Source organism: Streptomyces sp. NPDC005483 (genome assembly GCF_040606035.1).
Classification (GTDB): domain Bacteria; phylum Actinomycetota; class Actinomycetes; order Streptomycetales; family Streptomycetaceae; genus Streptomyces.
Map to the genome: position 1 here is coordinate 100,742 of NZ_JBEXEA010000005.1, position 19,893 is coordinate 120,634.

A 19,893-nucleotide genomic window follows, 5' to 3' on the forward strand; every position below is an offset into this window, starting at 1 on the left:
GCCGGTACGGATGATCCGGCGCATGGCGACTCAAGAGCATCCGATCCCCCGGTTCCCGGCCGGCTTCCAGTGGGGCGTCTCGACCTCCGCCCATCAGATCGAGGGCGCGGCGGACCAGCGCGAGCGGTCCGTGTGGGACACCTTCACGGCCGAGCCGGGCCGGGTGAAGGACGGCTCGACGGCGGCGGTGGCCTGCGACCACTACCACCGCTACCGCGAGGACGTCTCCCTCCTGGCGGGCCTGGGCGTGGACGCGTACCGCTTCTCGATCTCCTGGCCACGGGTGAACTCCCCCGGCGGCCTCGACTTCTACGACCGTCTCGTGGACGAGCTGGTCACGGCGGGCGTCCGTCCGGTCCCGACCCTCTTCCACTGGGACCTGCCGGTCACCCTCGACTGGCTGGAGAGGGACACCGCTTCCCGTTTCGCCGAGTACGCGTCCCTCGTGGCCGACCGTCTCGGCGACCGCGTCAAGAAGTGGATCACCCTCAACGAGCCCGCCGAACACACCCTGTTCGGCCACGCGCTCGGCGCCCACGCCCCGGGCAAGCAGCTGATGTTCGACGCACTGCCCGTCGCCCACCACCAGCTCCTCGGCCACGGCCTGGCCGTACAGGCGCTGCGCGCGGCCGGTGCCACCGACATCGGGATCGCCAACTCGCACGGCCCGACCTGGCCGGCCTCCCAGGACCAACCCGACCTGGAGGCGGCGGACTTCTACGACCTGCTGCTGAACCGGCTGTTCGCTGAACCCGTCCTCCTCGGCGAATACCCTTCAGGCCTGGGCGACCTGATGCCCGGAGACGTCGCCGCCGACCTCAAAATCATCAGCGAGCCGCTCGACTTCTACGGGGTCAACTACTACGCCCCGACCCGCGTCGGCGCCCCCCAGGGCGAGGACATCGAGTTCGGCGGCCTGACGATCCCCGCCGAACTCCCCTTCTCCGTCCAGGAGATCGAGGGCGTCCCGGTGACGGACTTCGGCTGGCCGGTGGTCCCCGAGGGGCTCACCGAACTCCTCACCACCTTCCACGAGCGCTACGTCGACCGGCTCCCGCCCGTGGTCATCACCGAGAACGGCTGCTCCTACGAGGGCCTCGACGACCAGGACCGGATCGCCTACCTGGACGGCCACGTCCGCGCCCTGCACAGGGCGGTCGAGGCCGGTGTGGACGTGCGCGGGTACTTCGTGTGGTCACTGATGGACAACTTCGAGTGGGCGGAGGGGTACGCGCGCAGGTTCGGGCTGGTGCACGTCGACTTCGAGACGCTGGCCAGGACCCCGAAGGCGTCGTACGACTGGTACCGGGGCCTGCTCCGGGCCCAGAGGTGAGCACGGCTCTCTCCGAGCCGGTCGACCGGGTCGGCAAGAGCTGGACCGCGTCCCTCTCCCTCGCCAACGTGGCGATCTGGGTGGGCTGGTACGGCCCACTCCAGATCCTGCTCGCCCGGCAGGCGGAGGACTTCGCGCCCGGCACCGGCATGTCGAAGGAGACGCTGCTGGCGTGGGTGACCGGGGTGGGCGCGGTGGTGTCGCTGGCGGCGAACCCGTTCTTCGGCGCGCTGTCGGACCGCACCACGGCCCGCTGGGGCCGCCGCAGCCCGTGGATCGTGGCCGGTGCCGCAGGCGGCGCGCTGTCGCTGCTGGTGCTCGCCGGGGCGCACGGGCTGTGGCTCATGACGCTCGGCTGGTGCCTGGTCCAGCTGACCCTGAACGCGGCCTTCGCGGCGGTCACGGCGGCCGTGCCGGACCGGGTGCCGCGGCTCCAGCGGGGCGCGGTGGGCGGCTGGATCGGGGCGGCGCAGATCCTCGGCGCCGTCGTCGGCACGGGCCTCGCGACGGCGGCGGGCGGGATCGCGGCGGGCTATGCGGCGTGCGCGGTGTTCACGCTGGCGGGGGTACTGCCGTACGTGCTCCGCCACCGGGATCTTCGACTGGGGGCGACGGACCGCCCCACCTGGTCCTGGCGGTCGTTCGCGCGCGGCTTCTGGCTCAGCCCGCGCCGCCACCCCGACTTCGCCTGGGCCTGGCTGACCCGCTTCCTGATCAACCTCAGCAACGCGCTGGTGATCCTCTACCTCCTCTACTACCTGCGGGACCGCCTGCACCACGACGACCCCGAGCAGGGCGTGCTGATCCTCACCGCTGTGGACAGCGTGGCGCTGCTGGCCACGGTCGTGGTGGGCGGCGTCTGGTCGGACCGGCTGGGCCGCCGCAAGCCCTTCGTCCGCTGGTCCGGGGTCCTGATGGCGATCGCCACGGCCCTGCTCGCCGTGTGGCAGACCTGGCCGAGCGCGATCATCGTGGCGGCACTGCTGGGGGTCGGGCTCGGGGTCTTCATGTCGGTCGACTTCGCGTTGATGACAGACGTCCTGCCGAGGGCGGTGGACCGGGGAAAGGACCTGGGCGTCATCAACATCGCCAACGCCCTCCCCCAGGTGGCCGCCCCCGCGCTGGCGGCCCCGATCGTCACGCACCTAGGGGGGTACCGGGTGCTGTACGGACTGGCGGCGGTACTGGGTCTGGCAGGGGCGATACTGGTCGACCGCATAAGAGGCGTCGACTAGACCTACTTAGGGGCGCGGGGAACTGCGCGACAAGCCCCCACCGGCCCGCAGACGACGACCGACCTTTTTTCAGAGCGCTCCGGCCTCCCGAGCCGCATAAACCGACGGATACACCGGCCGATACCCCAGCTCCCGCCGAATCCGCTCCGTGGACATGATCACCAGCCACGGATCGGGATCGACCCGCTCGTACAACTCCGCCGGAATCTCCACCCCGTTGAGCTGATGCAACTCCACCGCCGTCACAGGCGCGTCGTCGGCGATGTTGTACACCCGCCCCGAAATCCCCGGCGCGTACAGAATCCGCAGCAACCCCTGGGCCACATCCGCATGGTGCCCGACGTGGAGCCGCTGGGCCGACGCCCAGTTCTTCGCCCACATCAGGGACTGCGCGAGATGCGGATCCCCCTCGCCGTAGACGAAGGGAAGCCGCCCGACGCGCACGTCGAGCCCCTCCATGGCCAGCAACCGCCGCTCGGCCTCCGCCTTGGACTCGGGATAGGCACCCCACATCGCCCCGCCGGGCCGGCTCTCGTCGTCCTCGGTGAGCGGGCGGCGGCGCCCGGTGCCGTACACGAGACCGGTGCTGACCTGCACGAACCGTCGAACGCCGGAGGCCACCGCGGCGCGCCCCAGCTCCACCGCCGCGTCCCGGTTGACGGACCACGCCTCCTCGTCCGGCACTCCCCGGAAGGCCGCGGCGACGTTCACGACCGCGTCCACCCCGGCGACGGCCTTGCCGAGCACCTCGGTGTCCCGCAGATCTCCTACGACGACCTCGGCGCCGAGCTCCGCGAAGCGCTCACCGCGAGCCGCGTCCCGCACCAGCACCCGGACCTGCTCCCCCGGCCGGGACTGCGCCAGCAGCCTCGGCACGAAGCGCCGTCCGACCTGTCCCGTCGTACCTGTCACCAATGTCAGCATGTCCTGCTCCTCTCGTCCCGACCAGCGTGGGGCGGCCCCGCTCGCACCGGGAGAGACCTCTCGATCAGGGGATCGGCAGTCCCTGGATAAGCCGGACGGGGTGCCGCACGCTGGAGGGGTGAACCGAGCCGAACTCGCCGACTTCCTGCGTCGCGGCCGCGCCCGTCTGAACCCGTCCGACGTGGGCCTGACACCGGGCGCCCGGCGCCGCACGCCCGGGCTGCGCCGCGAGGAGGTGGCCCAGCTGGCCGGGATGTCGGTGGACTACTACACGCGGCTGGAGCAGTCCCGGGGCCCCCGCCCCTCCCGTCAGATGCTGACCGCGCTGGCCCGTGCGCTGCGGCTGACCGACGTGGAGCAGGACCATCTGTTCCACCTGGTCGGCGAGGAGCCCCCGCGCCGCGAGACGGGGTCGGCGCATGTCCGCCCGGGGCTGCTGCTGATCCTGGACCGGCTGCACGACACCCCGGCGCAGGTGGTCAACGACTACGGCGAGGTGCTGGCGCAGAACGCGATGGCGAAGGCGCTGGTCGGCGACGCGATGTCCCGCCCGCGCCGCGAGCGCAACCTGACCCGGCGCTTCTTCCTGGACCCGACCGCGCGCACGCTCTTCCCCGAGGAGGACCTCGCGGACCACGCGCGCACCCAGGTGGCCACCCTGCGCGCGGTGACCGCGGCCCGCCCCGACGACCCGGAACCGGCCGCGCTGGTCGCCGAACTACGGGCGGCCAGCGAGGAGTTCGCCCGCCTGTGGGACGAGCACGAGGTGTCCCAGCGCAACAAGGCGACGAAACGCTTCGTGCACCCCGTGGTGGGCCTGCTGGAACTCGACTGCGAGGTCATGGTCAGCCACGAACACCACCACCTCCTGGTCGTCCACACGGCCCGCCCGGGGACGGAGGCGTACGAACGCCTGCAACTGCTGAGAGTGGTGGGCCTGCAGGACATGTTCCCCGGAATCAGCCCCTCCGGCGTTTGAGGAGCGGGGGTCCGGGGGCTGGTCCCCGTAACGGGGGCCGAAGGGGGCAGCGCCCCCTGGAGGTGGGACGGGTAGGGGCGGCGGGGGCGAAACCCATGCGGCTACCGCCGCGCGGCCGGCGTGAGCAGCGCCTCGACCTGCTTCCGCGACCTGATGCCGCCTCGCTCAGGCCCTCACACGGACGGCGACCGCCACAAACCTCCACCCACCCCGCTCAGAACCCCAGCTTCCGCAACTGCCGAGGATCCCGCTGCCAGTCCTTCGCCACCTTCACATGCAGGTCCAGGAAGACCGGTGTCCCCAGCAGCGCCTCGATCTGCTTGCGGGACTTGATGCCGACCTCCTTCAGGCGCTTGCCCTTGGGGCCGATGATGATGCCCTTCTGGCTGGGGCGCTCGATGTAGACGAAGGCGTGGATGTCCAGGAGGGGCTTGTCGGCCGGGCGGTCCTCGCGGGGCAGCATCTCCTCGACGACCACCGCGATGGAGTGCGGGAGCTCGTCGCGGACGCCCTCCAGCGCGGCCTCGCGGATCAGCTCGGCGATCATGACCTGCTCGGGCTCGTCCGTGAGGTCGCCCTCGGGGTAGAGCGCGGGCCCCTCCGGGAGGAGCGGGACGATCAGGTCGGCCAGCAGACCCACCTGCTTGTCACCGACCGCCGAGACGGGCACGATCTCCGCCCACTCGAAGCCCAGCTCCTTGCCCAGCTGGTCGATCGCGATGAGCTGCTCGGCGAGGGTCTTGGAGTCCACGAGGTCGGTCTTCGTGACGATCGCGATCTTCGGCGTCTTCTTGATCGACGCGAGTTCCTTCGCGATGAAGCGGTCACCGGGACCGAGCTTCTCGTTCGCCGGCAGGCAGAAGCCGATCACGTCGACCTCGGCCCAGGTGGTGCGGACGACGTCGTTCAGCCGCTGGCCGAGCAGCGTGCGCGGCTTGTGCAGCCCAGGGGTGTCGACCAGGATCAGCTGGGCGTCCTCCCGGTGCACGATCCCCCGCACCGTGTGCCGCGTCGTCTGCGGCTGGTCCGCCGTGATGGCGACCTTCTGGCCGACCAGAGCGTTCGTGAGGGTGGACTTGCCCGCGTTGGGGCGGCCCACGAAGCAGGCGAAGCCGGCGCGGTGGGGGGCCTCCGACGATGCCGACGGCTCGGATGACTGACTGCGAACGCTCATGCGCCCCATTCTCCCTGATCCACAGAGCCCCGCCGCACAGGCGCCCGAGCACCCGCGTTCCGGTGAGCTTCCCGAAACCTCCACGCAACGAAACATCCCGGAAACACCGGCGTGCTCAACCGGAAACGCACGCCGGTGAACCTCTGACGAGCCCCCACCTGGTTGGAGACCTCCATGTCCCTCGCCGCGCAAGGCGTCGACACCGGCGACACCGCCTGGCTGCTCGCCGCCACCGCCCTCGTCCTGCTGATGACCCCGGGGCTCGCCCTGTTCTACGGCGGCATGGTCCGCACGAAGAGCGTCCTCAACATGCTGATGATGAGCTTCGTGTCGATCGCCCTGGTCACGGTGGTGTGGCTGGCCGCCGGATACTCGCTGGCCTTCGGGGACGACATCGGCGCCGGGCTCATCGGCGGCCTTGAGCACGCCGGCATGAACGGCCTCGGCCCGGACAGCGTCCAGGGCACCGTGCCCACCCTCCTCTTCGCCACCTTCCAGCTCACCTTCGCGATCATCACGGCCGCGCTGATCAGCGGCGCGATCGCGGACCGGGCGAAGTTCGGCGCGTGGCTGGTGTTCGTCCCGGTCTGGGCGCTGCTCGTATACGTTCCCGTCGCCCACTGGGTGTGGGGCCCGGGCGGCTGGGTCCTTAACAAGCTCGGCGCGCTCGACTTCGCGGGCGGTCTGCCCGTCGAGATCACCTCCGGGGCCTCCGGTCTCGCCCTCGCCCTGGTCCTCGGCCCGCGGCTGGGCTTCAAGAAGGACGCCATGCGCCCGCACAACCTCCCCATGGTCGTCCTGGGCGCGGGCCTGCTCTGGTTCGGCTGGTTCGGCTTCAACGCGGGCTCGGCCCTCGGCGCCAACGGCCTCGCCGCCGCGGTCTTCCTCAACACCCTCGCCGCGGGCTGCACCGGCCTGCTCGGCTGGCTCTTCGTCGAGCAGAAGCGCGACGGCCACCCGACCACCCTGGGCGCGGCCTCCGGCGCGGTCGCGGGCCTGGTCGCGATCACCCCGTCCTGCGGTTCGGTCTCCCTCCTCGGCGCGCTCGTCGTCGGCCTCGCCGCCGGTGTCGTCTGCTCGTACGCGGTGGGCTGGAAGTTCAAGCTGAACTACGACGACTCGCTGGACGTCGTCGGCGTCCACCTGGTCGGCGGAGTCATCGGCACCCTGCTGATCGGCGTGTTCGCGGAGAAGGCGATGACGGGGGGCACCGAGGGCCTCCTGTACGGCGGTGGGCTCGCCCAGCTCGGCAAGCAGCTGGTGGCCGTGGTCGCCGTGGGGGCGTACGCGTTCGCGGTGACGTACGGCATCGGGAAGCTGATCGACAAGGTGATGGGCTTCCGGGCCGACGAGGAGCACGAGCACACCGGCCTGGACCTTACGGTGCACGCCGAGACCGCATACGATCACGGCGTCCTGGGCCACGGTGCCCCGGTCAGCGCGTCGTCCGTCCCCTCCGCCCAGAAGGTCAAGACCCAGGCATGAAGCTCATCACCGCGATCGTCAAGCCGTACCGCCTCGACGAGGTCAAGACCGCGCTCCAGGAGATCGGCGTCCACGGTCTGACCGTGACCGAGGCCAGCGGCTACGGCCGGCAGCGCGGCCACACCGAGGTGTACCGCGGCGCCGAGTACCAGGTCGACCTGGTCCCCAAGGTCCGCATCGAGGTCGTCGTCGACGACGCCGACTCGGACACCGTCATCGACGCGATCGTCAAGGCCGCCCACACGGGCAAGATCGGCGACGGCAAGGTATGGGCCCTGCCGGTGGAGACGGTCGTACGGGTACGGACGGGCGAGCGGGGTCCCGACGCGCTTTAGAAAAGGCAGCCCGAGGGGCGCCCCTTCAGGGGCGGGGCTGTGTTCAATGTGCGGCTCCGCCGCGCGGGCGCGACAAGCCCCCACCGGCCCGCAGCCGCAATCGAACCCACACCCCCCCTCCCACGGCACCCGACAAGAACAGCACCACCGCAACCAACCACGGCAGCGCAAAGAAGCTCGCGCTCGCCGACTCCCGCGTGTCCTTCGCGCTTGCCGTCAACTTCACGTCGCCCCAGTCGAGTTGGGGTGAGCCGCGCCACGGTTCACTGAGCCGCACCCGCTGCCCCGGCAGCAACTCCCCCGGGATCCGCGCGAGTTCACGCGCCAGCAGCGTCCGCCCGAACAACCCCGTCGCCCGCAGCTCCACCTTCGGGTTCAACGTGACGTTGCCGGTGTTGCGCAGGGTGTACGAGATCGTCGCACCGCTGTCCCCCAACCCCGGTACCAGCGGCTGGTGATGGCTGACGCGGACGTCCTCGACGGCGATCGCCGGCACGGTCGGTCCGCCCACGCGCAGATAGATCCTCGCGGCGACGGCCCGCTGCACACCGAGCGCCACCGTGCCGTCCCCCTTGTCGACCCGTTCGTCCAGCGCGACCAACGCGCCGGGATGGTCGCCCGGTTCGGCACCCTCGGGCACCGACAGCGTGAAGGGCACGGTCACCTTGCCGTGCGCGGGAACGGTCACCCGGGACTTCACGGGCTTCGCCCAGGCCCCCACCCCGCGCTGCTTCTCCGCGACCGTGCGCACGGCGAAACCGCCGTCGCGGGCGGTGTTGTAGGCGTCGGCGGCGTAGAGCAGGAAGGTCAGCGGCTCACCGGTCTTGTTGCTGACGACCACCTTGTCGTCGATGCTCTGGCCGGGGTCTGCGGAGAGATAGAAGTAGGGCCGCGCGGCGACCTGGGAGGCGGCGGGATACACGGACCAGCTGCCGTTGTCGGCGCCGTACGCGGGCGCGGCGGCCGTGACCAGGAACAGGCTCAGCAGAAGGACGTACAGCTTGCGCATGGGTGCGGACCCCCACGGGTGCGAGAAGGACGGGACGGGCGGGTGCGGGCGCCCGTACGGTCAGCTGAGCGTGAGGGTGAGAACGCCGGAGTACGTGCCCACCGGTGTGAACGCCGGGACGTTCAGGGAGAGTCCGGCATCCACGGTGAACTCACCGCCGGTGAGGGCGGAGTTGGGGGTGGACGCGAGAGTCGCTCCCGAGGATCCGACCGTGCCGGCGGAACCGGCCTGGCAGGTGCTCGGGCTGCCCGCCTTGGTGGCGCAGGCGGGACTCCAGCTCAGCGCACCGGCGTCGATCTTGGCGCCGGGTCCGGTGAAGTCGGTGACCTTGCCGGTGAGGGACCAGCCGGCGGGACCACCGCGGAAGTCCTTGACCGTCACCTGGTTCAGGTTGCCGGTCGAGGCGCCGCCCTTGCCGTAGTCCACCGCCGAGAGGCTGACGGAGTCCCCGGCCTGGGACATGGACAGGGTGCCGGCCTTCACCGTGGTGGTGACCTTCTGGCTGCCGGCCGGGACGGGCGTGTCGTCGATGACGACGTACGCCTTGGGCCCCGCCCCCTTGGCATCGCTCCACGCGCTGCCCTCGTACGCCACGACACCGGTCGTCGTCTTGTCGTTGACGACGAGCGAGCCGCTGAAGGCGCCCGAGGAGTTGACGGTGACGGTGGCGGTGTCCGCGGTCTGGGCGGCGCCGGCCCGCCCGGCCAGGGTGACCGTCGCGCCCGGGGTGAACTTGCTGCCGGTGACGGTGACGCTGTCACCGGGCTTCCCGGATGCCGAACCCAACGCTATGTCCCGCTCGTTGACGGGGTTCGCGTCCGTCGCGGTGACCGTCTCGGAGACCGGGGCGGGCGGGGTGATCACCGTGCAGGGCGTGTCCAGTTCCAGGATGTAGCTGGTGTGGATGTTGTAGTCGCCGGGCGAGAGCGTGATCGCGCCGGGTGAGGTGACCTTGAAGGTGCCGGTCATCGAGAACGACGGGAAGGCGCCGTTGCCCGGCACCGGGTCGTTCTTCTTCGGTCCCGCGACCGTCACGGCGCCGGTCTGGGCGCCGCCGAGGGTGACCTTGCCGGTCGGCGTCATGATGTCGGCCGGCAGGGCGATGGCCGTGGGGTTGCTGGCGGCGGGCTTGACCACCGTGTAGGTCACGGTGACGGTGTCGCCCACCTTGGGACTGGTGTTGTCCACGGCGATACGGGCCGTCGTGGTGCCGTCGATCGGCGGGATGCCCGCGACCGCGGGCGGGATGCAGTGCGTGGCGAAGTCCACGTCGGTGGCGGCACCGGCCGGACAGGCCAGTGCGCCGCCCGCGGTGACCGCGAGCGCGGTCGCCCCGAGCAAGGACGCCAGACGGCGTCTTCGAGTCGTCGAACCCATGGATGTGCCCCCTCCGGAAGCTCCTGAAGTCCTGCGCCGACAGGGGGCATTGATGTGGGGATCGCGTGAGAAGTCAATGGAGTTGCCGCAGAAACCTGACGGAATGTCAGTTCCTGCGGCAACCACGGGACTTGCTCGCCGGAGGATCAGTCGAAGACGAACGGGCCCGGGGCCTGCGGACCGGTCGCCGTGCAGGTCACGGTGATCCCGAAGACGACGATCTGGAGCGAACCGCCGTACGACTCCAGGCTGTCGCCGGGCGCCACCGTGCCGTTGAGCGGGCCCACGGTGACGGGGTCGCCGGCCGCGATGGCGGGGTTCTCCGTACCGGTGAAGGTGGTGGTGCCGCCGTTCGCGTTCACGAACGTGAGGGTCGAGGAGATCGAGTCCTCGGAGAGCGCGAGCGGAGCGTTGATCGCCGAGGTGACGGTGACGGTGGCCGCGGTGCCGTCCTGGGTTGCGGTGAGAGTGGCCTGGCCACTGCCGTAGAGGCCACAGTCCGCGTCGATGGTCGCGGTGTCCGGGGTGACGGCCAGGGCGGCGGGCGCGAACGCGAGTCCGGCGGCCGCGAGCATGCCGACCGCCAGTGCCGCACCAGAGCCTGTGCGCTTGCCTTTCATGGAATCCGGTTCCCTTCCCGTGGTGGGGACTGCCATGTGGGGATGGACGGGGGGTGCGTCCCGACGGACGGCCGGGCTTCACGGGGCGTGGTGCGGGACGCCGCGCGAGCTGGAATCTGACGGTCCGTCGGAATCTCCGGTTCCATTGATGCGCGTGGGACGAGGAACGGCAAGCGGGAATTCCGGCCAAGTGTTACCGGGAGTATCAGCCTGCGGTCACGGTGCCGCGCACGGTGCCGTCGACCCCCGCCACCAGCACCGGAGTCTGCGGTCCGCCCAGATCCCGCACGGCGGCCAGGTCCTCGTCGGAGGCCGATTCGGCATCCGTCACCACCGCCGCCGCCTCCAGGGACTTCGCCCCGGACGCCACGGCCATCGCCACCGCCGTCTGCAGCGCGCTCAACCGCAACGAGGCAAGCGCCACCGTCCCGGCCACATACGTCCGCCCGGTCTCGTCCCGCACGGCCGCCCCCTCGGGCACCCTGTTGCGGGCCCGCGCCGAACGGGCCAGGGTGACGATCTTGCGGTCCTCGGGGTCAAGCGCACTGTTGTCGGTCATGACAGGAGCATACGAACCGAAACTGCCAGGACGGCGACACGGGGGGTACGCCGCCCCCGGACCCACCCCCACCGAGCAAGCCCGACGGCAACCGAGACACCCTTCCCGCCGCCGAAGAAGCCAGCCGCAACTGGAGCCGCTGCCCTCCCGCGGGGGCACGCCGAGACCCGGGCCGCCTCCGCCCGGAGCGCAGACCCCGACCGGAGCCGCGGCCCGCCCGGGGGCACGCCGAGACCGGAGCCACCGCCCGCCCCGGGCGCACGCCGAGACCGGAGCCACCGCCCGCCCCGGGCGCACGCCGAGACCGGAGCCACCGCCCGCCCCGGGCGCACGCCGAGGCCCGAGCCACCGCCCGCCCCGGGGGGGGCACGCCGAGGCCCGAGCCACCGCCCGCCAGGGATGGCCAACCACGACCGAGACACCCGTTCGCGCCCGGGAAAGACCCCAGCCCTGACTGGAGCCGCCGCCCGCCCGGAGATCAAACCCAAACCGAAGCCACCACCCGCCGGAAGCCAGGCCGAGACCGAAGCCGCCGCCCGCCGAGGAAGCCCGACGGCAACCGGGACACCGTTCCCGCCCGGGAAGAAGCCGACCGCAACCGAAGCCGCCGCCCACCGGGGCACACCAAGACCGAAGCCACCACGCGACAAAAGCCAGGCGCCCAGACCGGAGCCACCGCCCGCCGGGGGAAGACCGACCGTCACTGAAACCGCTGGCCGCCCAGAAGGCAGACCGTGGCCCGAGCCGCCCTGACGGCGCGTCGACCGGCCGTTCTCACCCCGCCACCGGATACATCGCCCCGCGCCGCCCCTCCGGTGAGGCCAGCCACTCCAGTTTGGCCGCGGTGTTGGCCTCGGCCAGCGGGGTGTGCAGGACGACCGTCAGGTCGGAGCGGGCCGGTACCTTCATCGCCGTGGACTCCACGCACAGCAGCCCGACCAGCGGATGGTCGAGCTCCTTGCGGATCACCCCGGCGTCCTCGATGTCCCGCCGCTCCCACAGCTCGACGAACTCCGCGCTCAACTCCCTGAGCCGGCCCAGCACTTCCTGGAAGCCCTCGTCCTCCGGGCGCGCGGAGGAGGCCGCCCGGAACTGCGCGACGACCGTGCGCGCGTTCTGTTCCCAGCTGTGCGATCGCGACCGGTACAGCGGGTCGGTGAAGAAGTCGACGAGACAGTTCTGGGTGTTCTCCGGCCGCATGCCCAGCACCCAGCCCGCCGCGTCGTTGTACAGCACGCAGTTGTAGTACGCGTCCATGATGTGCGCCGGATACGGCATCCACGCGTCGATCAGCCGCCGCAGCCCCTCACAACCGTGGTCGGCGGCCGGTTCCGGCGCGGGCGGGTTCAGCCCGGCGAGGACGTACAGATGCCGCCGCTCGGCGTTGCTCAGCCGCAGCACCCTCCCGACGGAGTCGAGGACCTGCGGGGACACCGAGATGTCCCGCCCCTGCTCCAGCCACTGGTACCAGGAGGCACCCACCCCCGCCAGCACGGCGACCTCCTCGCGCCGCAGCCCCGGGGTCCGCCGCCGCGCCCCGCCGTCCGGCAACCCGGCCTCGGCGGGCGAGACCCGCGCCCGCCGGCTCATCAGGAACTCGCGCAGCTCACGGTGCCGTTCACTCTTGGGTACGACCTCGGGCACGAACGCATCCCCCTCGTTGTTGCCTGGTGGTGCCACCACCAGCACAACTTGCGGCTCCCCACGGCTATTCCGGCGCCCGCAGGCTCTTGCCCATGGCGATCGACACCACACACCCCGCCCCCGACACGCTCGACACCCCCCGGTTGTCGACGCGCGACAAGCTCGTCCTGTTCGTCCTGTGCGCGGCCCAGTTCATGGTCGCGCTGGACTTCTCCGTCCTGAACGTCGCCCTGCCCGTCCTCGGCGCGGACCTCGGCATGAGCCCCTCCGCCCTCCAGTGGGCGGTCACGGCGTTCGCGCTGCCGTCCGGCGGCTTCCTGCTGCTGTTCGGCCGCATCGGCGACCTGTACGGCCGACGGAAGCTGTTCCTCGCCGGGCTGGCCCTCTTCGGCACGGCCTCCCTGCTCGCGACCCTCGCCTGGGACCCGGCGTCCTTCCTCGCCGGACGCGCCCTCCAGGGCCTCGGCGCCGCCGCCATCGTGCCGACCGGCATGTCCCTGCTGACCACGACCTTCCCCGAGGGCCCCGCCCGCGACCGCGCCCTGGGCATCTCCGGCACCCTGCTCTCGCTCGGCTTCACCGTCGGCATGGTGGCCGGCGGCACCCTCACCGACACCCTCGGCTGGCGCTCCACGATGGGCCTGCTCTCCCTGTTCGCCCTGATCGTGCTCCCGCTGGCCCCCACCCTGCTCCCGGAGTCCCGCACCCCGGACCGCCCCCGCCTGGACATCCCCGGCGCGATCACGGTCACCGGCGGCCTGCTCTCCCTGATCTACGCCCTGTCGACCGCCGCCGACCACGGCTTCGGCCACGCGGACGTCGTCGTCACCCTGATCGCGGGCGTGCTGCTCCTCGCCACCTTCGTCAAGATCGAGTCCCGTACCGCACAACCCCTGGTGTCCCTGCCCATGCTGCGCCGCCGCACGGTGGCGTGGGGCAACATAGGCGGCCTGGTCACCTTCTCGATGATGTCGACGGTCGTCTTCGTGCTGACCCTCTACCTCCAGGAGATCCTGCACCTGTCGGCCTTCGAGACGGGCCTCGTCTTCGGCGTGCAGGGCGTCCTCTCCGCGGTGGCCGGCACCTACGCCCCCAGGATCATCGGCCGCTTCGGCCCGCGCCGCACACTGGTCGGCTCACTCGTCGGCCAGGGCACCCTGATCGCCGCCCTGCTCGGCCTCGGCACCGGGAACTGGTCCGTCTGGCTCGCCACAGCCGCCGTCTCCCTGGCCAGCATGTGCCACCTCGGCGCGATCATCTCGTACGGCGTCACGGTCACCTCCGGCGTCCCCGACGAGGAGCAGGGCCTGGCCACCGGCCTGGTCACCTCCACCCAGCAGGTCGGCCTCACCGTCGGCATCCCGCTGCTGGGCGTCCTCGCCACCACCTCGGACGACCTGCTGTCCGGCGTCCACACGGTCCTCGCCCTGGACACGGTCATCGTGCTGGCGGCCGCGGCACTCGTCGCGATGGGACTCCGCGGGCGCTCAGGGGCGGTCGAGGCGGAGCCGCTCGGCGCGCGGTAGACCGGCCACCACCAGGTCGTACGAGTCCTCGACGAGCTCCCGGACCACACGGTCCGGGAGTTCGCCGTCGACCGTGACGGTGTTCCAGTGGCGCTTGTTCATGTGGTAGCCGGGGACGATCAGCCCGGGATGGTCGGCGCGCAGCCGGATCGCGTCCTCCGGGTCGCACTTGAGGTTGACCGTCAGGGGCCGCGCGTCCAGGTTCGTCAGCGCGAAGAGCTTGCCCAGCACCTTGAAGACCGAGGTCTCGGGGTTGAACGGGAAGTCCTCCACCGCCGCGTTGAAGGAGAGGCAGAGGGCGCGCAGCTGCTGGGGGGTCACTCCGGCTCCTTCTCCTGTTCGGCGGCCTCGAGGGCGCCCACCGGCTCCACCAGGACCGTCACGATCTTGTTCCGGCGCCCGGCGGCCGCCTCCGCTGTCAAGCGGAGTACGCGCCCGTCCGGGAGTTCGACGACCGAGGACGCCCCGGCGATGGGGACGCGGCCCAGGGCCTTCGCCAGGAGTCCGCCGACGGTCTCCACGTCCTCGTCGTCGTACTCGTCGAGCCCGTACAGCTCACCGAGGTCGGTGATGTCGAGGCGGGCGGTGACCCGGTGCCGGTCGTCGCCGAGGTCCTCCACCGGCGGGAGTTCACGGTCGTACTCGTCGGTGATCTCACCGACGATCTCCTCCAGGATGTCCTCGATCGTGACGATGCCGGCCGTGCCGCCGTACTCGTCGATGACGACGGCGACGTGGTTGCGGTCCTGCTGCATCTCGCGCAGCAGATCGCCGGCGTTCTTGGTGTCGGGCACGAAGGCGGCGGGCCGCATGGCCGTGGACACCAGCTCGCTCTCCGCGTCCCGGCTGATGTGCGTCTTGCGGACCAGGTCCTTCAGATACACGATCCCGACGATGTCGTCCTCGCTCTCCCCGGACACGGGAATGCGCGAGAAGCCCGAACGCAGCGCGAGGGTCAGCGCCTGACGGATCGTCTTGTAGCGCTCGATGACGACGAGATCGGTCCGCGGGACCATGACCTCCCGCACCAGCGTGTCGCCCAGCTCGAAGACCGAGTGCACCATGCGGCGCTCCTCGTCCTCGATCAGGGACTCCTTCTCGGCGAGGTCGACCAGCGCGCGCAGCTCCGCCTCGGAGGCGAACGGGCCGCGCCGGAAGCCCTTGCCGGGGGTCAGCGCGTTGCCGATGAGGATCAGCAACGACGGGATCGGGCCCATGATCCGGGCCAGCGGGAGCAGGATGTACGCGGCCGCGGTGGCCGTGTTGAGGGGGTGCTGCCGTCCGATGGTGCGCGGGGACACTCCCACCGCGACGTACGACACCAGCACCATGACGCCGATCGCGACCAGCAGAGCGCGGGTGGTGCCCGGGAACTGCTGGAGGCAGGCGTAGGTGACCAGGGCGGCCGCCGCCATCTCGCAGGCGACGCGCACCAGCAGCGCCACGTTGAGATAGCGGGTCGGGTCGGCGGCGACCTGCGCGAGCTTGGCGCTGCCCCGCCGGCCGTTCCGTACGGCTTCCTCGGCGCGGAAGCTGGAGACGCGCGCGAGGCCCGCCTCCGCGCAGGCGGCGAGCCAGGCGACGACGACCAGGGCGATCGCGCCGGAGACGAGGGGCAGACTCATGAGACGGTCGGTGCGGGGGACGGACCGGTGAGCCCCTTCTCCTGCCGCCATCCGTCCACGATGGCCGCCTGCAGGCCGAACATCTCGGCCTTCTCGTCCGGCTCCTCGTGGTCGTAGCCGAGCAGGTGCAGCACGCCGTGGACGGTGAGGAGCTGGAGCTCCTCGTCCATGGAGTGCTGCGTCTCGGCCTCCTCGCCCTGCCTCTTGGCGACCTCGGGACACAGCACGATGTCGCCGAGGAGGCCCTGCGGGGGCTCGTCGTCGTCCTTGCTGGGCGGCCGGAGCTCGTCCATGGGGAACGACATGACGTCGGTGGGCCCCGGCAGGTCCATCCACTGGATGTGCAGCTGCTCCATGGCGTCGGTGTCCACGACGATCACCGAGAGCTCGGAGAGCGGGTGGATGCGCATCCGCGCGAGGGCGTAGCGGGCGATGTCGAGGATCGCCTGCTCGTCGACCTCGGTTCCGGACTCGTTGTTGACGTCGATCGACATGGTGCTGGCTTGTCTACTTCCGCTTGTTCCGGCCGCCCTTGTGGGTGCCGTTCTCCGTACCGTTCTCGGTGTCGTACTTCTCGTACGCGTCGACGATACGGCCGACCAGCTTGTGCCGTACGACGTCCTGGGACGACAGACGGGAGAAGTGCACGTCCTCCACACCCTCCAGGATGTCCTGCACCTGCCGCAGCCCGGACTTGGTCCCGTTGGGCAGGTCGACCTGCGTCACGTCACCCGTGATCACGATCTTCGACTCGAAGCCGAGGCGGGTGAGGAACATCTTCATCTGCTCGGGGCTCGTGTTCTGGGCCTCGTCCAGGATGATAAAAGCATCATTAAGGGTTCTACCTCGCATATAGGCGAGGGGAGCGACCTCGATCGTCCCGGCCGCCATCAGCCGTGGGATCGAGTCCGGGTCCAGCATGTCGTGCAGGGCGTCGTACAGCGGGCGCAGGTAGGGGTCGATCTTCTCGTAGAGCGTGCCGGGCAGGAAGCCCAGCCGCTCTCCCGCCTCCACCGCGGGGCGGGTCAGGATGATGCGGTTGACCTGCTTGGACTGGAGGGCCTGCACCGCCTTGGCCATGGCGAGGTAGGTCTTGCCGGTACCGGCGGGGCCGATGCCGAAGACGATCGTGTGCTTGTCGATCGCGTCGACGTACCGCTTCTGGTTGAGGGTCTTGGGGCGGATGGTGCGGCCGCGCGAGGACAGGATGTTCTGTGTGAGCACTTCGGCCGGGGTCTCCTGGCCGTCGCTCGTCCCGTTCTCGCTCGCGCGCAGCATGGCGATCGAGCGTTCCACTGCGTCCTCCGTCATCGGCTGTCCGGTGCGGAGCACCAGCATCATCTCGTCGAACAGGCGCTGCACGAGGGCGACGTCCGCCGCCGCGCCGGTAGCGCTGATCTCATTGCCCCGGACATGGATGTCGGCCGCCGGGAAGGCCTTCTCGATCACGCGCAGGAGCGAGTCGCCGGACCCCAGGACCGAGACCATGGGGTGCTGGGCGGGGACGGTGAACTGTGCTCTCGCCTGCCCCTGCGCGGGGCTGTGACCTGTGGGTGTCTGAGTCATGGGCCGGCGCTTAAGGCCTGCGGTTCCTCCTCGTCACGGCCGCACAACGGGAGGCGGCCTCACGGTTCCAAGGGTACGACGGTCCACTGACAACGCCGTAGGGCTTTTCGACGACGAGGGCGCCCTCGATGCAGCGATGAGCCCTGCATGCTCCCCCCTCACCCCAGGGAAGAATGCGCTCGCTACCACGCGTGTTCGAAGCCCTGGGTCGCGGCGGTGGCCACGGAGCCCGTACGGAGAAAGCAGGAAGACCGTGCTGTTGCGTCTGCCCACCTCCCTGTCCGAGGCACAGGAGTGTCTGACCGACGGGGCGGTACCCGTCGGCGGTGCCACGCTCGTGTGGGCCGCCTGGCAACGCGACGGTTTCCCCGAACAGGCCGTGTCGCTGCGCGAGGTGCCGGAGGCGAACGTCCTCGGGGCCGGGGAGATCGGGGCGGCGGTCCTGCTGCACCGGATCGACGAACGGGTGCCGGAGGTGCTGCGCCGGGCCGCGGCCGGTGTCGGCACCGGGGCCGTGCGCCGGACCGCCACGGTCGGCGGGAACATCGTCGGCAGCACCCTGCGCTGTCTGCTGCCCGCGGCGCTCGTCCTGGGCGCCCGCGCGCAGGTGCTGGCGGCGGAGGGGCCGTTCGAGGCCGACCTCGCCGAGCTGCTCGCGAAGAAGCCGCTGCTGCTGAGCCTGCGCTGGAGCGATCCGCTGGTCAGCGGCTATCGCAAGGTGGCCGAGGCGCCGGGCGGCCCGCCACCCCTGGTCGTCGCCACGGCCGTGCACCCGGGCGACCGCCCCGTCCTGCGCGTCGCCGTCCGCGAGGGCTACGACTTCCTGAGCGAGACGGTGCCCTGCGACGCGGACGCGGCTGGCGTGCTCGACTCCTTGAGCGGTACGGCGATGGGGGCGCTGCCCGCCGAGGCCCGCGAGGTGGTCCGTGAACAGGTGCTGTCGACACTGGACCGGGCCGACACGCACTGACTCGCCGCCCGGTCGACGGGGCCCCGTGGCGGCATGCCCCGAGCGGCGCCCCGGCCGGACCGGCCTCCCGTGGCGCTGACAGTCCGAGCTCCTCGACGAGCCGCGCGGAAGGACCGACCAGCCGTGATCGGCCCGGCCCCGCCCTCCGCCCCAGGCCGGCCCCGCCCCGTTCAGCGGTGGACACAGGCCGGCCAGGCGGGCCACCGGACAGCGCCGGCCGCCCACGGCGCTGACGTGCCGCCCACCTCGATGAGCTGTGGAGAGGCGGCCCGGCCGCGATACCGCCCGGCGGGATCCGGCCCGGGCCCCGCGCCACTGCCTCAGGCCGACCTGCCGAACCCGATCGTCGGCACCGCTCGCCGCAGTGGCCAGCCCGGGGCCGTCTCCTCCGGGATCAGGTCGGCCAGGAACGCGTACCGCCGCAGCGCGGCCGGGTCCTGGGAGTCGACGGACTGGACCCTGCGCCACCAGGCGCCGATCTCGGACCAGCCCGGCGCGGACAGGGAACCGCCGAACTCCTGGACGGAGAGCGCGGCGGTCAGGCCGGCGAAGGCCAGCCGGTCCGCCAGCGGCCAGCCCGCGAGGGTGCCGGTGACGAAGCCGGCCACGAAGACGTCCCCGGCGCCGGTCGGGTCGAGCGCCTCGACCTCGATCGCCGGGACCTCGGCGGCCTCTCCGGTACGCCGGTCCACCGCGTAGGCGCCCTCCGCGCCGAGGGTGACCACGGCGAGCGGCACATGCTCGGTGAGCGCGTGCGCGGCCTCGCGGGGGCAGGAGGCGCCGGTGTAGCGCATCGCCTCCTCCGCGTTCGGCAGGAAGGCCTCGCAGTGTTCGAGGTCGGCGAGGCCCGCCAGGTCCCAGGCGCCGGTCTCGTCCCAGCCGACGTCGGCGAAGACGCGGGTGCCCTTGCGTGCCGCCTGGGCGATCCAGGGGGCGCGCTTGCCCGGCTCCAGCGACGCAACGGCCGCACGCGCGCGGGGGGTGCAGTCCGGCGCGCCCTCTTGGACGAGCACGGCCTCGGGGGGCGGCTCGTGGCCGTGGGAGACCATGGTGCGCTCGCCCTCGTAGGCCATCGACACGGTGACCGGGGAGTGCCAGCCGGGGACCCTGCGCGACGGGGAGAGGTCGATGCCCTCGCCCTGCTCCAGGGCGTCCCAGCAGTACTCGCCGTAGTGGTCGTCGCCGAAGGCCGCGGCCAGCGAGGTGCGCAGCCCGAGCCGGGCCAGGGCCGTCGCCATGTTCGCCACGCCGCCGGGGCTCGACCCCATCCCGCGTGCCCAGGACTCGGTCCCGCGCACCGGGGCGGAGCCGAGCCCGGTGAAGACGATGTCGAGGAAGACGGTGCCGGTGAGATAGACGTCCCAGGGCGGATCGTCGGGTACCCGCAGGGCTGCGAGAGGGTCGACCCGGGCCTGGCCCTGCCCGGTCCCTCCGAAGTGCGACGGTCCCTTTCCGGTGGACGCGTTGGACGCGATCACGGTGCGCTCCCTGGACGTGGTGCGGATCAGGCCAGTCTGCACCACATCACGGAC

The 19,893-nt window shown here is 71.4% G+C and carries 19 protein-coding genes; 7 read left to right on the top strand and 12 right to left on the bottom strand.

The features are described from left to right. Positions 1–22 precede the first annotated feature (22 nt). Together ABZT06_RS11740 and ABZT06_RS11745 are read left to right on the top strand one after the other, a co-directional pair. Entirely contained in the window at positions 23–1,333 is a 1,311-nt protein-coding gene (locus ABZT06_RS11740; protein ID WP_355738525.1) for a GH1 family beta-glucosidase, read from the top strand. Next, positions 1,330–2,568 carry an MFS transporter gene (locus tag ABZT06_RS11745; RefSeq protein ID WP_355738528.1) on the top strand — a complete coding sequence of 413 codons (1,239 nt, stop codon included), beginning with the start codon at positions 1,330–1,332 and terminating at the stop codon, positions 2,566–2,568. The genes ABZT06_RS11740 and ABZT06_RS11745 overlap by 4 nt, the downstream gene beginning before the upstream one ends. 69 nt (positions 2,569–2,637) lie before the next feature. On the opposite strand, the gene ABZT06_RS11750 is transcribed toward ABZT06_RS11745, so the two are convergent. After that, a complete protein-coding gene (locus tag ABZT06_RS11750) occupies positions 2,638–3,492 on the bottom strand; it encodes an NAD(P)-dependent oxidoreductase (RefSeq protein WP_355738531.1) in 855 nt (284 codons plus the stop codon). Between the two features lie 118 nt (positions 3,493–3,610). On the opposite strand from ABZT06_RS11750, the gene ABZT06_RS11755 reads away from it, so the two are divergent. Continuing rightward, positions 3,611–4,471: a helix-turn-helix transcriptional regulator gene (locus tag ABZT06_RS11755; RefSeq protein ID WP_355738534.1), complete on the top strand. Its 861-nt coding sequence runs from the start codon at positions 3,611–3,613 to the stop codon at positions 4,469–4,471. A gap of 214 nt (positions 4,472–4,685) precedes the next feature. On the opposite strand, the gene era is transcribed toward ABZT06_RS11755, so the two are convergent. Continuing rightward, positions 4,686–5,645 carry a GTPase Era gene (era, locus tag ABZT06_RS11760; RefSeq protein WP_355738537.1) on the bottom strand — a complete coding sequence of 320 codons (960 nt, stop codon included), beginning with the start codon at positions 5,643–5,645 and terminating at the stop codon, positions 4,686–4,688. A gap of 174 nt (positions 5,646–5,819) precedes the next feature. On the opposite strand from era, the gene ABZT06_RS11765 reads away from it, so the two are divergent. Continuing rightward, positions 5,820–7,130, top strand: coding sequence for an ammonium transporter (locus tag ABZT06_RS11765; protein WP_355738539.1), 1,311 nt, complete (start codon positions 5,820–5,822; stop codon positions 7,128–7,130). Then, on the top strand, positions 7,127–7,465 hold the full coding sequence (locus ABZT06_RS11770) for a P-II family nitrogen regulator (protein WP_355738542.1): 339 nt from the start codon (positions 7,127–7,129) through the stop codon (positions 7,463–7,465). Before ABZT06_RS11765 ends, ABZT06_RS11770 begins: the two co-directional genes overlap by 4 nt. Positions 7,466–7,508: 43 nt before the next feature. On the opposite strand, the gene ABZT06_RS11775 is transcribed toward ABZT06_RS11770, so the two are convergent. The 5 genes from ABZT06_RS11775 to ABZT06_RS11795 form a co-directional block, all read right to left on the bottom strand. Further along, complete coding sequence (locus ABZT06_RS11775) at positions 7,509–8,474, bottom strand: DUF916 domain-containing protein (RefSeq protein WP_355738544.1); 966 nt, start codon at positions 8,472–8,474, stop codon at positions 7,509–7,511. Between the two features lie 60 nt (positions 8,475–8,534). Continuing rightward, entirely contained in the window at positions 8,535–9,851 is a 1,317-nt protein-coding gene (locus ABZT06_RS11780) for a beta-xylosidase (RefSeq protein WP_355738547.1), read from the bottom strand. Positions 9,852–9,997: 146 nt separating this feature from the next. After that, the gene (locus ABZT06_RS11785) at positions 9,998–10,471 is read right to left on the bottom strand and encodes a hypothetical protein (RefSeq protein ID WP_355738550.1); all 474 of its coding nucleotides are present in this window, start codon (positions 10,469–10,471) and stop codon (positions 9,998–10,000) included. 205 nt (positions 10,472–10,676) lie between these two features. Further along, positions 10,677–11,030, bottom strand: a complete 354-nt coding sequence (locus ABZT06_RS11790) for a cytidine deaminase (RefSeq protein WP_355738553.1) — start codon at positions 11,028–11,030, stop codon at positions 10,677–10,679. 774 nt (positions 11,031–11,804) lie between these two features. After that, on the bottom strand, positions 11,805–12,620 hold the full coding sequence (locus ABZT06_RS11795; RefSeq protein ID WP_355739314.1) for a helix-turn-helix transcriptional regulator: 816 nt from the start codon (positions 12,618–12,620) through the stop codon (positions 11,805–11,807). 146 nt (positions 12,621–12,766) lie between these two features. Between ABZT06_RS11795 and ABZT06_RS11800 the strand changes: the two genes are divergently transcribed. After that, complete coding sequence (locus tag ABZT06_RS11800) at positions 12,767–14,200, top strand: MFS transporter (protein ID WP_355738556.1); 1,434 nt, start codon at positions 12,767–12,769, stop codon at positions 14,198–14,200. Here the strand turns inward: ABZT06_RS11800 and ABZT06_RS11805 are convergent. From ABZT06_RS11805 to ABZT06_RS11820, 4 genes are read right to left on the bottom strand one after another with little or no spacing between them, the layout of a single operon-like run. Beyond that, positions 14,162–14,521, bottom strand: coding sequence for an MmcQ/YjbR family DNA-binding protein (locus ABZT06_RS11805; protein WP_355738559.1), 360 nt, complete (start codon positions 14,519–14,521; stop codon positions 14,162–14,164). The two genes, ABZT06_RS11800 and ABZT06_RS11805, sit on opposite strands and share 39 nt — an antisense overlap. Continuing rightward, positions 14,518–15,825, bottom strand: a complete 1,308-nt coding sequence (locus ABZT06_RS11810; protein ID WP_355738562.1) for a hemolysin family protein — start codon at positions 15,823–15,825, stop codon at positions 14,518–14,520. The genes ABZT06_RS11805 and ABZT06_RS11810 overlap by 4 nt, the downstream gene beginning before the upstream one ends. Then, on the bottom strand, positions 15,822–16,319 hold the full coding sequence (gene ybeY / locus ABZT06_RS11815) for an rRNA maturation RNase YbeY (protein WP_007381932.1): 498 nt from the start codon (positions 16,317–16,319) through the stop codon (positions 15,822–15,824). The genes ABZT06_RS11810 and ybeY overlap by 4 nt, the downstream gene beginning before the upstream one ends. Positions 16,320–16,332: 13 nt before the next feature. Continuing rightward, a complete protein-coding gene (locus ABZT06_RS11820) occupies positions 16,333–17,391 on the bottom strand; it encodes a PhoH family protein (RefSeq protein WP_355738566.1) in 1,059 nt (352 codons plus the stop codon). A gap of 253 nt (positions 17,392–17,644) precedes the next feature. Between ABZT06_RS11820 and ABZT06_RS11825 the strand changes: the two genes are divergently transcribed. Next, complete coding sequence (locus ABZT06_RS11825) at positions 17,645–18,361, top strand: FAD binding domain-containing protein (protein ID WP_355738568.1); 717 nt, start codon at positions 17,645–17,647, stop codon at positions 18,359–18,361. Between the two features lie 320 nt (positions 18,362–18,681). On the opposite strand, the gene ABZT06_RS11830 is transcribed toward ABZT06_RS11825, so the two are convergent. Continuing rightward, on the bottom strand, positions 18,682–19,839 hold the full coding sequence (locus ABZT06_RS11830) for a PfkB family carbohydrate kinase (protein ID WP_355738571.1): 1,158 nt from the start codon (positions 19,837–19,839) through the stop codon (positions 18,682–18,684). Positions 19,840–19,893 lie beyond the last annotated feature (54 nt).

Coding starts and splice junctions, on each gene's coding strand:
- ABZT06_RS11740 (WP_355738525.1), top strand. CDS start 23: ATGGCGACTCAAGAGCATCCGATCCCCCGGTTCCCGGCCGGCTTCCAG.
- ABZT06_RS11750 (WP_355738531.1), bottom strand. CDS start 3,492: ATGCTGACATTGGTGACAGGTACGACGGGACAGGTCGGACGGCGCTTC.
- era (WP_355738537.1), bottom strand. CDS start 5,645: ATGAGCGTTCGCAGTCAGTCATCCGAGCCGTCGGCATCGTCGGAGGCC.
- ABZT06_RS11765 (WP_355738539.1), top strand. CDS start 5,820: ATGTCCCTCGCCGCGCAAGGCGTCGACACCGGCGACACCGCCTGGCTG.
- ABZT06_RS11770 (WP_355738542.1), top strand. CDS start 7,127: ATGAAGCTCATCACCGCGATCGTCAAGCCGTACCGCCTCGACGAGGTC.
- ABZT06_RS11775 (WP_355738544.1), bottom strand. CDS start 8,474: ATGCGCAAGCTGTACGTCCTTCTGCTGAGCCTGTTCCTGGTCACGGCC.
- ABZT06_RS11780 (WP_355738547.1), bottom strand. CDS start 9,851: ATGGGTTCGACGACTCGAAGACGCCGTCTGGCGTCCTTGCTCGGGGCG.
- ABZT06_RS11785 (WP_355738550.1), bottom strand. CDS start 10,471: ATGAAAGGCAAGCGCACAGGCTCTGGTGCGGCACTGGCGGTCGGCATG.
- ABZT06_RS11790 (WP_355738553.1), bottom strand. CDS start 11,030: ATGACCGACAACAGTGCGCTTGACCCCGAGGACCGCAAGATCGTCACC.
- ABZT06_RS11795 (WP_355739314.1), bottom strand. CDS start 12,620: ATGAGCCGGCGGGCGCGGGTCTCGCCCGCCGAGGCCGGGTTGCCGGAC.
- ABZT06_RS11800 (WP_355738556.1), top strand. CDS start 12,767: ATGGCGATCGACACCACACACCCCGCCCCCGACACGCTCGACACCCCC.
- ABZT06_RS11810 (WP_355738562.1), bottom strand. CDS start 15,825: ATGAGTCTGCCCCTCGTCTCCGGCGCGATCGCCCTGGTCGTCGTCGCC.
- ybeY (WP_007381932.1), bottom strand. CDS start 16,319: ATGTCGATCGACGTCAACAACGAGTCCGGAACCGAGGTCGACGAGCAG.
- ABZT06_RS11820 (WP_355738566.1), bottom strand. CDS start 17,391: ATGACTCAGACACCCACAGGTCACAGCCCCGCGCAGGGGCAGGCGAGA.